Source organism: Stenotrophomonas sp. YJH_SMC_94-11, from assembly GCF_059370435.1.
Map to the genome: position 1 here is coordinate 1 of NZ_JCAFTR010000001.1, position 11,968 is coordinate 11,968.

Below are 11,968 nucleotides of genomic sequence, written 5' to 3' on the forward strand. Positions count from 1 at the left end.
CTCCCTGGTGAAATTAGCGCTGTGGAACCACCCGATCCCATCCCGAACTCGGAAGTGAAACGCAGCTGCGCCGATGGTAGTGTGGCTCAAGCCATGCGAGAGTAGGTCATCGCCAGGGTTTACACCCAAAACCCCGCTGCTGACGCAGCGGGGTTTTTCTTTGTGCGCAGGAAATGCGGGTGGTGCCGGCCGCTGGCCGGCACCGCCATGGCTGCACACCGGCCGGTAGATCCACGCGATGCGTGGATATTCTCTGCGGGCAGCCACAGCGCCAGCCAAGGTTGGCCGCTACCGGCGGTAGGTCAGACAGTGGGCGAGGCCGTAATTGCCGGCCAGCGGCCGGCACTACCGGTAGATCCACGCCGTGTGTGGATGCGGCGCCAAACAGGGTTGGCTGCTCCTCACGGCAGGTCCGGAAGCGGACTTTTCCTGACCCATCACGCAAAAGCAGGCAAGAAAACGGCGCCCTGCGGGCGCCGTCTTGATCAGGATCGCATTGCAGGCCCGGATCAGGCGGCCCGCGGGACCTCCTGCGGTTCCTGCTGGCGGAACACCGATACCGCCTCGGTAAGCGTCCCCGCCTGCGTCTGCAGCTCGCGTGCGGCCGCGGTGGCTTCTTCCACCAGCGCCGCGTTCTGCTGCGTGGCCTGATCCATCTGCACCACGGTCTGGTTGATCTGCTCGATGCCGATCGACTGCTCCTGCGAGGCCGCCGAGATCTCACGCATCAGATGGCTGACATTCTCCACGCCGCCGACAATGCCCTGCATCCGCTGGCCGGCGTCGGCCACCAACTGGGCACCTTCGCCCACCTGTCGGCCTGCCTCATCGATCAGCTTTTTGATTTCCTGTGCGGCGGCGGCGGAGCGCTGCGCCAACACGCGCACCTCGCTGGCCACCACGGCGAAGCCACGGCCCTGCTCACCGGCACGTGCGGCTTCCACCGCCGCATTGAGCGCGAGGATATTGGTCTGGAAGGCGATGCCATCGATCACGCCGGTGATGTCGCCAATCCGCTTTGAGGCGCCTTCAATCGCCTGCATGGTGTCGACAACCCGCTGCATCGCGGTGTTGCCATCACTGGCGGCGCTCTGCGTGGACGCAGCCAGCTCACTGGCCTCGCGCGCATGCGCAGCGTTCTGGCGCACGGTGACGGTCAGCTCCTCCATCGAGGCTGCGGTTTCCTGCAGGTGCGCCGCCTGGCGCTCGCTGCGCTCGGACAGCGCACCATTGCCTGCAGCGATCTCGCTGGCGGCGGTACTGATCGAGGCCGCGCACTGCTGGATGCGGCCCACCATGCGCGCCAGCTGGCCGGCGGTGGCGTTGGCATCACGCTGGATCGCGGCGAAGGCACCGTGGTACTCACCGTGCATGCGCCGATCGAGATCGCCGTTGGCCAGCGCCGAAAGCATCTGCCGCACGTCGTTGACGGTGCTGCCCAGCGTATCGAGCAGCTGATTGATGCCACCGGTCAGGCCATCGAGGAAGCTGGCGCCTTCGGTTGCCTGCAGGCGCTGGCCGAGATCGCCGGCAGCGGCAGCAGCGACGATGCCGGCCACGGCGTTCTCCAGCGCCAGCTCCTGGGTACGGTCATGCCATTCCACGGCGAAACCGAGGCGCATGCCCTGTGCATCGAACACCGGGGTGACCACCTGGGCGAAGTGCACCGGGCCGATCTGTACCTTGCCGTTGTGGCTGGCCTGCAGGCCATTGAGGATGGCGCGGATGCGGTCCGGGTTGGCATGGAAGCGATGGATGCTGCTGCCGACCAGGCGTTCGGCATCGAAGTCAGGGAAGGCCTGGCGCAGTGTCGCCTGCTGGTTGCGCAGCAGAGCCACCACCGAGCGGTTCACATAGCGGATCACGTGATCATTGTCGGCGATCATCATCGCGGTGCGCGAGGCGTCCAGCGCCTGACGGATCTGCGCATTCTCGGCATGCGCCTCAGCCTCACGCCCACGTTGGGCCTGGACGTGGCGCGCGGTATCGGCCAGCGCATGGGCCAACGAGCCGGGTGCATAGGATGCGGTGTCGGCATGTGCGCCCAGGTCGGTGCCCGTGGCGATGTCGCGGGCCAGCGCAGCCAGCCGGCGCGGGCCGTGGCCAAGCGCCTCGGTCTGCTGGCGCAGGCGCAGCGCGACCTGGCCGAGGAATGCCGTCAGCCCGGCGAACAGGCCTGCCTGCAGCAACGTAGGTCCCACTGCTGCGCCCTGCAGCAGCGGCGCCAACAGCGCGAGCGTGCCGATGCCGCCGGCCAGCCATACCGGCAGGCGATCACGATGGCTCAACAGCACGCCCAGCAGCAGTGCAATCGGCAACGCCGGCGACAGGCCCGCGATCGCGCACAACCATGCCAACTGCAGCGACAACAACAGCGCCAGGCCATTGCGGGTGGCGCTATGGCCCGCTTTGGGACCGGCCAGCCACATGGCAGGCAGCACAGCGGCCGCGACCAGCGAGGCGGTCAGGACATGAGGCCCGCGCAGGGCCAGCACCAGGCCGGCCACCGCCAGTGCCGCACTGCCGATCAGCAATCGGCGGTCAGCGCGGTGGGCGAGCCGCTGCAGATGCGGCAGGCGGGCGGTATCGGGGGGGCGAGTGGATGCAGCGGACATCGGCGACTCCTGGATCAGCAGACGACAACGGCCACACGGTGACGCACGCACGAGTGCGTGGCCAGGGCATGGACCGGGAATTCGGGGAATGCGACGCAATCAACGTCGCGCAGATGGGGCGCCGTGACCACATCCTGTGGGTGACGGAGCAATGGAGCGGGCATGCGGACTTCCTTGCAGGACCAGACACACGCCGCAGGCCCGACCGGGCCCACGTGCTGCGGACGCAGCGGCCCGCAACTGATGTATCGGCCGGAAGTGCGCAGAATGAAGTGCAGCGGACGCTGCGACTCAGCCGGCGTTGTCGTTGCCGAGGAAGCGCAGGATCACCTCGGCGATGCGTGCCGGGTCTTCCATATGCAGGTGGTGGTTGCCGGGAAACACGGCCAGCCGTCCATCACGCAGGTGCTGCAGGCGATCACTGCGCATCGGCTCGGGATAGTAGGACTGCGCCGGCGTGGCATAGATCACCTGCGTCGGGCAGGTGATGGCCTGCAGCAGGTTGTCGATCTGGCCTTCGCTGAGGCGGATCGCAGTGGGCAGCATCAGGCGCGGGTCGCTGCACCAGCGGTAGCCACCTTCGACCGGTTCCACGCCGCGCTCGACCAGCAGCCGTGCGCAGGGTTCGCTGAGCTGGTTGGTCATCATCCGCGCGCGGATCGGCGCGGCCAGATCGGGGAACACGCGCAGCTGCTTGCGTGCCAACGCGCGCGTGGCGTTCACATGCTCGCGCAGGCGATGCGCCGTTTCTTCCTCGGGACCGCGCAGGCCGCCGAGTGCTTCGATCGCCACCAGCCGTTCGATGCGATCGCTGACCGAGGCGGTAAGGCTGGCAATGCCGGCACCCATCGAATGGCCGAGCAGGCTGAAGCGGTCCCAGCCCAGTGCATCGGCGACGTCGAGTACGTGGCAGATCGCGGCGGCCGTGGTGTAGCTGGCACCGGCCGGCAGATGCGCGCTGTGGCCGTGACCGGGCAGGTCGATGGCCACCAGCTGCAGCGAGGACAGGTGCGGCGCCAGCGGCACGAAGCTGGCGGCGTTGTCGAGCCAGCCATGCAGGGCCAGCACGCGTGGGCCGCCGCCGTGGTTGCGCAGGCCGGCGACGCGTGCGCAACCGACCTGGAGTTCAAACGGTTGCAGGCTCATGCCAGCGAGGACACGGCCAGTCGTGCCAAGGCGCGTGCATGCTCCGGTTCGGCGTTGAGGCAGGGGATGTAGCGCATCGTCGCACCGCGCTCGGCCAGTGTTTCGGTGAAGCCCAGCGCAACCTCTTCCAGCGTCTCCAGACAGTCGGTGGCGAATCCGGGGCAGACCACGTCGATCTGCTTCACGCCGGATTCGGCCAGCGCCCACAGGCTGGGCTCGGCATACGGCTGCAACCAGCGCTCGCGGCCGAAGCGCGACTGGTAACCCATCTGCCAGTCGTCCTTGACCAGGCCCAGTGCATTGGCGATGGCCTGCGCACTGGCCTCGCAGCGCTGCGGATACGGGTCGCCCGCGTCGGCCAGGCGCTGCGGGATACCATGGAAGGAGAACATCAGTTTCTGACCGCGACCGTGCTGTTCCCAGTAGCGGCGGATCGATCCGGCAATGGCCTCGACCCAGCCGGGATCGACCGAGTAATCCCGCACCAGGCTCACGGTCACGCCCGGGTTGCGGCGCTGCCACGCATCGACCCGGTCTTCGACCGAGGCGGTGGTGGTGGTGGAGTACTGCGGGTACAGCGGCAACACCACGATCCGGCGCGCGCCGTCGGCGGCAAGACGGTCGAGCTCGCCGGCCAGCGCCGGTTCGCCGTAACGCATCGCATGGCGTACCGTCAGGGTCGGCAGCAGGGCCTGCATGGCCTGCGCCAGCTGGCGCGTATGTACCATCAGCGGTGAGCCGTCGGGCAGCCAGACCTGGGCGTACTTGGCCGCCGACCGGCCGCTTCGCAGCGGCAGGATCAGCCCGCGCAGCAGCGGCTGCCAGAGCAGTGCCGGAATCGCGACCACGCGCGGGTCGGACAGGAATTCGGCCAGGTAACGGCGTACGGCGGGGGCCGTCGGCGTCTCGGGCGTGCCTAGGTTGACCGCCAGCACGGCGGTATCGGGTGCGTCGAGCATGGGCGGTATTGTCGCCTATCCGGCGCCGCACCGGGATGCAGGGTTCGGATTGCAGGCATAGCGCGCATCAATGCGGGCAGGGAACGCTCATTGGGGATTCATGACAACACCACTAATTTCAGTCACTTGCTATATCTTCCTATGGACTGACTTCTGGAGCCTGCCATGCGTCGCCCGATCCAAGCCCTGCTGATCGCCGCCAGCCTGCTGTCCAGCCAGGCCATGGCCGGACCGCAGGAAGACCAGCGCGCCCGCAACGCCGTGCGCGTGCTGGCCGAAATCCAGGAAATTCCTGAACAGGGCATTCCGGATAAATTGCTCGACGAAGGCCGCGCGGTCATCGTCATTCCCGACACGATCAAGGCCGGTCTTGTCATTGGCGGTCGTCGTGGCCACGGCCTGATGTCGGTGCGCATGCCCAATGGCGCATGGTCCAACCCGGTGTTCGTGAAGCTCACCGGTGGCAGCATCGGCTTCCAGGCCGGCGTGCAATCTTCGGATGTGGTTCTGGTGTTCCGCAACGACCGCAGCCTGGACAATCTGGTCAACGGCAAGTTCACGCTCGGCGCCGATGCTGGCGTTGCCGCCGGTCCGGTCGGCCGCAATGCCGCCGCCGCCACCGACGGCCAGCTGAAGGCCGAGATCTGGTCCTGGTCGCGTGCCCGTGGGCTGTTCGCGGGCGTCGCGCTGGATGGTGCGGTGCTGCAGATCGACGATGCCGCCAACCTTGACGCCTACGGCAGCAACACCACGCCGCGCATGATCTTCGAAGGTCGCGCCGCCGGTTCGCCGTCGATGGACGTGGTCGCCTTCCGTGATCGTCTGGAAGAGGCCACCTACGCCGCCCGCAACAATCGCAACGGCAACGGTGGCAGTGCACCGCGTCCGGCGGCGACCCCGGCGGTTGCGCCGGCGCCTGTTCAGGCAGCGCCGGCGGCCCCCGCCGAAGCCACCACCGCGCCGTTGCAGAACGTGCCGCAGAACCCGCCGCCGCAGCAGCAGGGCTTCCAGCCGGTCAACGACGGCGAAATCCGCACGGAAACGCTGGGCGGGAACTGACTTTCGTCACGCGCGCCGGCTGACAGCCGGTGCGCTATGCTCGACAGCCTGATCACTAACGTAACGAGCGTCTTTATGGGCAGTTTCAGCATCTGGCATTGGTTGGTCGTGCTGGCCATCGTCCTGCTGGTGTTCGGCACCAAGCGCCTGACCAGTGGCGCCAAGGACCTCGGCTCGGCGGTCAAGGAATTCAAGAAGGGCATGCGCGACGAGGACAAGCCGAACGCGCAGCTGGGCGACGAGTCGCGCAGCCAGGACGCCTCGCGCTCCGCGCAGGACGAGCACGACCGCACCCCTCGCTGATCCGGAGCGGTTGCGGTGTTTGATATCGGCTTCAGCGAACTGCTGGTGATCGCGGTGGTCGCCCTGGTGGTGCTCGGTCCCGAGCGCCTGCCCAAGGCGGCCCGCTTCGCTGGCCTGTGGGTGCGCCGTGCCCGCAATCAGTGGGATTCGGTGAAACAGGAACTGGAACGCGAACTGCAGGCCGAGGACATCAAGCGGCAGATGCAGGAGGTGCGCCAGGGCATGCAGGACACCGAGAACCAGCTGCGCGCCAGCGGCGAGGCGATCCGTCGCGAAGCGCAGCAGGCGCAGCAGCAGGGCGATACGCTGGCGCAGGAAGTACGCGCACCGGCGCCTGCGGATCCGCCGCCGCATATGGGCGGCCTGCCGCCTGCCGATGCACCGGTACAGGAGGGCATTGCGCCAGAGCCGATGCCGGCGACACCCCCTGAAGCCGGTGCTCCGACGCCGCAGCGCACGGAGCGCCAGCCATGAGTGAACAGGATTTCGGCGAAAGCTCGCTGGTCGAACATCTGGTGGAACTGCGCGGCCGCCTGGTGCGCGCATTGCTGGGCCTGGGCGTGGTGCTGCTGGCGCTGCTGCCGTTTACCCAGAAGCTGTACAACGCGCTGGCCGAACCGCTGGTCTCGCAGCTGCCCAACGGGCAGACGATGATCGCGACCAATCCGGCCGGCGCCTTCTTCGCGCCATTGAAGCTGACCTTCTTCGTTGCCCTGTTCGTGGCGGTGCCGTGGCTGCTGTACCAGCTGTGGGCCTTCGTCGCCCCGGGGCTTTACGCGCGTGAGAAGCGCCTGGCGGTGCCGCTGCTGGTGTCTTCGGTACTGCTGTTCTACACCGGCTGTGCCTTCGCCTACTTCCTGGTGCTGCCGGCGGTGTTCCATTTCCTGACCACCTTCAGCCCGGACGTGATCGCGATCACCCCGGATGCGAATGCCTACCTGGATTTCGTGCTGGCGATCTTCTTCGCCTTCGGTGGCAGCTTCGAACTGCCGGTGGCGATGGTGATCCTGGTGCTGCTGGGCTGGGTGACGCCGCAGCAGTTCAAGGAAGGCCGTGGCTACGCGATCGTCGGCATCTTCGTGCTGGCGGCGGTGCTGACCCCACCGGACGTGGTCTCGCAGCTGATGCTGGCGATCCCGATGTGCCTGCTCTACGAGCTCGGCATCCACGCCGCACGCTGGCTGGTGCCGTCGTCGGCCGTGAAGAAACCCGCCGCCTGATGCGGTAGCGCCGGGCCATGCCCGGCGTGCGGGGTGCGATGTGATGCCACCGCCGGGCATGGCCCGGCGCTACCGGTGGGACCGGTCAGGCGTGGAACACGTCGCTCGAGGTCGGGGTGGTCGGGACCGGCGGTGCGGCGCGACTGCCACGGTGCACGAACATCTGCTTCCACGCGGCATAGACCGCGCCGACATACAGCGGCATCAGCACCGTGGTCAGCACCAGCTGCGCGATGAAGGCGGCGGCCAGCGGGCCACCGATCAGCATCGCGATCTGGATCACGATCACGAACAGGATGTAGATGCAGAACGCGGCGATCAGGCCGAGCACGGCGAACACGATCATCGCGCCGATGTTCTCGATGCAGCCCTGCAGGCTCAGGCGCAGCGCGTGCATGCCGCTCTGCTTGTCGAACACTACCAGCGCCGGCTGGGTGAACATCGCCAGCGACAGCGCCACCGCGCTCAGGAACACCAGCAGCATCCACAGCGCGATGCGCTTGGCCGGCAGGTTGGCCACCAGCGCTGCGGCATCGTCCGGCTTGATCTGCTGGCCACTGCGGCTGATCTCTTCCATCTTGGTCATGACCTCGCTGAAGGCGGTGAAGCCTTCGCGGCCGATCATCATGAACAGCAACGCGCCCAGCAGCAGCACCGCCAGCACCTGGATCGCCAGCGGCACCAGCAGGTGGCTGACGCGGTGGTCGCGGATCGGCTGCAGCAGGTGCGAGGACAGGCCCGGGCGGCCTTCGTCGATCTCACCCACGGCGTAGAGCATGCCGCCGAACATGATCGGCGAGATGGCCAGGGTCATCAGCTGCACGGCCATGCCGGCGGCGCCGGGAATCAGCGTCGACAACAGGGTGACCACCCAGCTCACCAGCAGCCAGGCCAGGCCGATCCGGGCCAGCTGCAGCGGCGCACGCCGATACAGCGAGAACGTATCCAGCAACCACTGGGCGCCCGCCGAGGCCGGCAGCTTGCGAATCTCTTTCATGGACATCCGGGAAGGACAGGAGGGGACGGGCGGTTGCCCGTGCCGCTGATTATCCCTGTTTTGCCGCCGGCTGGGCTGAAGACAGCCGCGCCTGTCGGACGAAGCGGCGCAGCAGCTGGCGGGCCAGCGGTGCGGCGCTGACTGCGCGCTCGATGCTGCGCGCACAGCCGCCGTGGCGGCCGATGCAGTCGGCGCGGGCGCGCACGTAGCCGCGCATGTGGTGGGTGGCGAATTCGGGGTGGAACTGCACGCCCCAGGCCTGGCGCCCCCAGCGGAACGCGTGGCAGCCATCCAGCGGCGAGCGTGCCAGCACCTCGGCACCGTCGGGTGCGCGCAGCACGGTCTGCAGGTGGGTGGCGTGAGCGGCAAAGTGCTGCGGCAGGCCCTGGAACAGCGGATCCTGTGCCGCCTGTGGCTGCAGCTCCAGTTCGATCGTGCCGGACTCGCGCCCGGCCGGGTTGTAGGCCACCTCACCGCCCAGCGCATGCGCCAGCAGCTGGTGGCCGTAGCAGATGCCGAACACCGGCAGGTCAGCGTGGGCGGTCTGGCGCAGCCACGCCGCGCTGCGCTCGCTCCAGTCGGCGTGGTCAGTAACGAAGGCGGCCGAGCCGGTCACCAGTACCCCGGCAAAACCGTGCGGATCGGGCAGGGCGCCACCGTGTTCGACATCGACCACCACCGTCTCACGTTCCTCCAGCCCGGCGGCGACGCGGATCCAGTGCGGAAAGCGCCCGTAGCGGCGCAGCGACGGTACCGGGCGGCCGGTTTCAAGGATCAGGAACGGGGCTGGGTTCATCCGGGGGCGGCAGCACTGACAGGACTTCCTCGATTGTAGTCAGCCCCTGCGCCACCTTTTCAAGCCCGGCCTGGCGCAGGGTTCGCAGCCCTTCAGCGCGCGCGGCACGGGTGAAACCGGCCAGATCCATGTCGGCGCGGATCTGCCCGCGCAGCCGCGAGCCCAATGGCAGCAACTCATACAGGCCGATGCGGCCGAGGAATCCGGTGCGCCGGCACTCCAGGCAACCGACCGGACGACAGGGCGTGGCGGCATCTGGATATGCAGCCTGGCTATCAGCCAGCACCGCCCAGTCGGCCGCACCGAGGGTGTGCGGCTGCTTGCAGTGCGGACACAGGGTGCGCACCAGGCGTTGGGCGAGGATGCCGTTGAGGGTGCTGGCCAGCAGGTAGTGCGGCACGCCCAGGTCGAGCAGGCGGGTGACCGCCGACGGTGCATCGTTGGTGTGCAGGGTGGACAGCACCAGATGGCCGGTCAGCGAGGCCTGCACCGCCATCTGAGCGGTTTCCAGGTCGCGGATCTCGCCGATCATGATGATGTCCGGGTCCTGCCGCAGCAGGGTGCGCACGCCGCTGGCGAAGTCCAGGTCGATGTTGGCCTGCACCTGCATCTGGTTGAACTCGGGGGCGATCATCTCGATCGGGTCCTCCACCGTGCACACGTTCACGTCCGGCGTGGCCAGCCGCTTCAGCGTGGAATACAGGGTGGTGGTCTTGCCCGAGCCGGTCGGGCCGGTGACCAGCACGATGCCGTGCGGGCGCTCGACCAGTGCATTCCAGCCAGCGGCCTCCTGCGGGCTGAAGCCGAGCTGGTCGATGCTCTTGAAGGCGGCATCGGGGTCGAAGATGCGCATCACGCACTTCTCACCGAAGGCGGTGGGCATGGTAGACAGGCGCATCTCGACCTCGCGGCCACCCGGCGAGCGGGTCTTGATGCGGCCGTCCTGCGGGCGCCTGCGCTCGGCCAGGTCCATGCGGCCGAGTACCTTGATGCGGCTGACCACCGCGGTCATCACTGCCGGCGGCACCTCGAACACCTTGTGCAGCACGCCATCGATGCGGAAGCGCATGCGTCCCATCTCGCGGCGCGGTTCCAGGTGGATGTCCGAGGCCCGCTGCTCATAGGCGTACTGCAGCAGCCAGTCGACGATGTGCACGATGTGCTGGTCGTCGGCATTGACGTCGCCGGTGCGGCCCAGCTCGACCAGCTGCTCGAAGCTGGGCAGGGTGGTGTTGGCCTCGCCACGGACGTCGCCGCGCGCGCCACGCACCGAACGGGTCACCCCGTAGAACTCCATGGTGTAGCGGTGCAGGTCGAGCGGATTGACCACCGCCAGCTCGATGCGGCGGCGGGTCAGGTGCTGCAGGTCGCGGCGCCATTCCTGCACCAGCGGCTCGCTGGTGGCCACCAGTACCCGTTCGGCATCCACTGCCAGCGGCAGGAAGCGGTGGCGACGGGCATAGGCGTGGGAGACCAGCGCGGTGACCGCAGCGACGTCGACCCGGGTCGGATCGATGCGCAGGTAGCGGTTGCCGGTGCGTTGGGCCAGCCATTCGGTCAGGCGTTCCAGGGTCAGTTCGCCGCCGTCGCGGGTGGCCAGCTTGAGGTTGGACAGCAGCACCAGCGGGTGCACTTCACTGGCATTGCGCGCGCCCTGTGCGGAAAACCGCATGCGCTCGCCCTCGTGCTCGGCGACCAGGCCGTCGGCCAGCAGCGCCGCACCCACCTGCTCGAAATGCAGGCGGCCCCACGGCAGCGGGACGCCGCCTGGCTCGCCGGGCGTGCCCACCGGCAGCCGATGTTCCATCTGCCTGCTCCTCCCGGGTACGGAATGCCCCGCAGGTCGGCCGTTATACTAGCGCACCCCCTTGCCGGCCAAGACTCGTACGCATGTCCGCGACCCCGACCGTTCCGATCACCTTCCAGGGCCTGATCCAGACCCTGAACCAGTTCTGGGCCCAGCAGGGCTGCGTGCTCATCCAGCCGCTCGACCTGGAGGTGGGCGCCGGTACCTTCCACCCGGCCACCTTCCTGCGGGCGATCGGGCCGGAAAGCTGGAACGCGGCCTACGTGCAGCCGTCGCGCCGCCCGACCGACGGCCGCTACGGCGAGAACCCGAACCGCCTGCAGCGCTACTACCAGTACCAGGTGGCGATGAAGCCGGCGCCGGACAACATCCAGCAGCTGTACCTGGATTCGCTGAAGGCACTGGGCATCGATCCGCTGGTGCACGACCTGCGCTTCGTCGAGGACAACTGGGAATCGCCGACGCTGGGCGCGTGGGGCCTGGGCTGGGAAGTCTGGCTCAACGGCATGGAAGTGACCCAGTTCACCTACTTCCAGCAGGCCGGTGGCCTGGAGTGCCGACCGGTGCTGGGCGAGATCACCTACGGTCTCGAGCGTCTGTGCATGTACCTGCAGAACTGCGACAACGTCTATGACCTGGTCTGGACCTACGGCCCGGACGGCCAGCCGGTGACCTACGGCGACGTCTACCACCAGAACGAGGTGGAGCAGAGCACCTACAACTTCGAATACGCCGACGTGGACGAAATGTTCCACCGCTTCGATGCCTGCGAGCGTGAAGCGCAGAAGCTGGTGGAAGTGGGCCTGCCGCTGCCGGCCTACGAGCAGGTGATGAAGGCCAGCCACACCTTCAACCTGCTCGATGCGCGCCGCGCGATCAGCGTGACCGAGCGCCAGCGCTACATCCTGCGCGTGCGCGCGCTGGCCCAGGCGGTGGCCAAGGCGTATTACGAGCAGCGCGAGAAGCTGGGCTTCCCGGGTGCGAAGAAGGCCTGACCGCCTTCCTGCACCGTCCCGCTTTTCATCAACTACCCGGGGCGCCGGACGCGTTGCGCGCTGCGCCCCCA

Annotated in this window: 11 protein-coding genes and 1 rRNA gene; 6 read left to right on the forward strand and 6 right to left on the reverse strand. The window is 67.9% G+C overall.

All coding sequences use genetic code 11. From position 1 onward, the window contains the following. Positions 1 to 3 precede the first annotated feature (3 nt). Positions 4 to 118: ribosomal RNA gene (gene rrf, locus AC5P74_RS00005) — 5S ribosomal RNA — on the forward strand. 391 nt (positions 119 to 509) lie between these two features. Here the strand turns inward: rrf and AC5P74_RS00010 are convergent. From AC5P74_RS00010 to hemH, 3 genes are all read right to left on the reverse strand, one after another. Beyond that, entirely contained in the window at positions 510 to 2,615 is a 2,106-nt protein-coding gene (locus tag AC5P74_RS00010; RefSeq protein ID WP_346608135.1) for a methyl-accepting chemotaxis protein, read from the reverse strand. Positions 2,616 to 2,906: 291 nt separating this feature from the next. Next, complete coding sequence (locus AC5P74_RS00015; RefSeq protein ID WP_346608136.1) at positions 2,907 to 3,761, reverse strand: alpha/beta fold hydrolase; 855 nt, start codon at positions 3,759 to 3,761, stop codon at positions 2,907 to 2,909. Continuing rightward, positions 3,758 to 4,720, reverse strand: a complete 963-nt coding sequence (hemH, locus tag AC5P74_RS00020) for a ferrochelatase (protein ID WP_053500650.1) — start codon at positions 4,718 to 4,720, stop codon at positions 3,758 to 3,760. The genes AC5P74_RS00015 and hemH overlap by 4 nt, the downstream gene beginning before the upstream one ends. Positions 4,721 to 4,885: 165 nt before the next feature. On the opposite strand from hemH, the gene AC5P74_RS00025 reads away from it, so the two are divergent. From AC5P74_RS00025 to tatC, 4 genes are all read left to right on the forward strand, one after another. Next, positions 4,886 to 5,779 (forward strand): lipid-binding SYLF domain-containing protein, encoded by an 894-nt coding sequence (locus AC5P74_RS00025; protein ID WP_049411991.1) that lies wholly within the window; start codon positions 4,886 to 4,888, stop codon positions 5,777 to 5,779. A 75-nt stretch (positions 5,780 to 5,854) separates the two neighbouring features. Then, positions 5,855 to 6,082 (forward strand): Sec-independent protein translocase subunit TatA, encoded by a 228-nt coding sequence (gene tatA, locus AC5P74_RS00030; protein ID WP_053500648.1) that lies wholly within the window; start codon positions 5,855 to 5,857, stop codon positions 6,080 to 6,082. A gap of 15 nt (positions 6,083 to 6,097) precedes the next feature. After that, entirely contained in the window at positions 6,098 to 6,556 is a 459-nt protein-coding gene (gene tatB, locus AC5P74_RS00035) for a Sec-independent protein translocase protein TatB (protein ID WP_171957745.1), read from the forward strand. Then, positions 6,553 to 7,302 carry a twin-arginine translocase subunit TatC gene (gene tatC, locus AC5P74_RS00040; RefSeq protein ID WP_005420449.1) on the forward strand — a complete coding sequence of 250 codons (750 nt, stop codon included), beginning with the start codon at positions 6,553 to 6,555 and terminating at the stop codon, positions 7,300 to 7,302. The genes tatB and tatC overlap by 4 nt, the downstream gene beginning before the upstream one ends. 85 nt (positions 7,303 to 7,387) lie before the next feature. On the opposite strand, the gene AC5P74_RS00045 is transcribed toward tatC, so the two are convergent. From AC5P74_RS00045 to AC5P74_RS00055, 3 genes are read right to left on the reverse strand one after another with little or no spacing between them, the layout of a single operon-like run. Further along, positions 7,388 to 8,299: a BPSS1780 family membrane protein gene (locus AC5P74_RS00045; RefSeq protein ID WP_070489359.1), complete on the reverse strand. Its 912-nt coding sequence runs from the start codon at positions 8,297 to 8,299 to the stop codon at positions 7,388 to 7,390. Between the two features lie 49 nt (positions 8,300 to 8,348). Further along, positions 8,349 to 9,095, reverse strand: coding sequence for a glutamine amidotransferase (locus AC5P74_RS00050; RefSeq protein WP_346608138.1), 747 nt, complete (start codon positions 9,093 to 9,095; stop codon positions 8,349 to 8,351). After that, complete coding sequence (locus tag AC5P74_RS00055) at positions 9,067 to 10,902, reverse strand: GspE/PulE family protein (protein WP_253134649.1); 1,836 nt, start codon at positions 10,900 to 10,902, stop codon at positions 9,067 to 9,069. The genes AC5P74_RS00050 and AC5P74_RS00055 overlap by 29 nt, the downstream gene beginning before the upstream one ends. A gap of 83 nt (positions 10,903 to 10,985) precedes the next feature. Here AC5P74_RS00055 and glyQ point away from each other — a divergent pair, with 83 nt between their 5' ends. Further along, positions 10,986 to 11,897 carry a glycine--tRNA ligase subunit alpha gene (gene glyQ, locus AC5P74_RS00060; RefSeq protein WP_049412007.1) on the forward strand — a complete coding sequence of 304 codons (912 nt, stop codon included), beginning with the start codon at positions 10,986 to 10,988 and terminating at the stop codon, positions 11,895 to 11,897. The last annotated feature ends 71 nt before the right edge of the window (positions 11,898 to 11,968 follow it).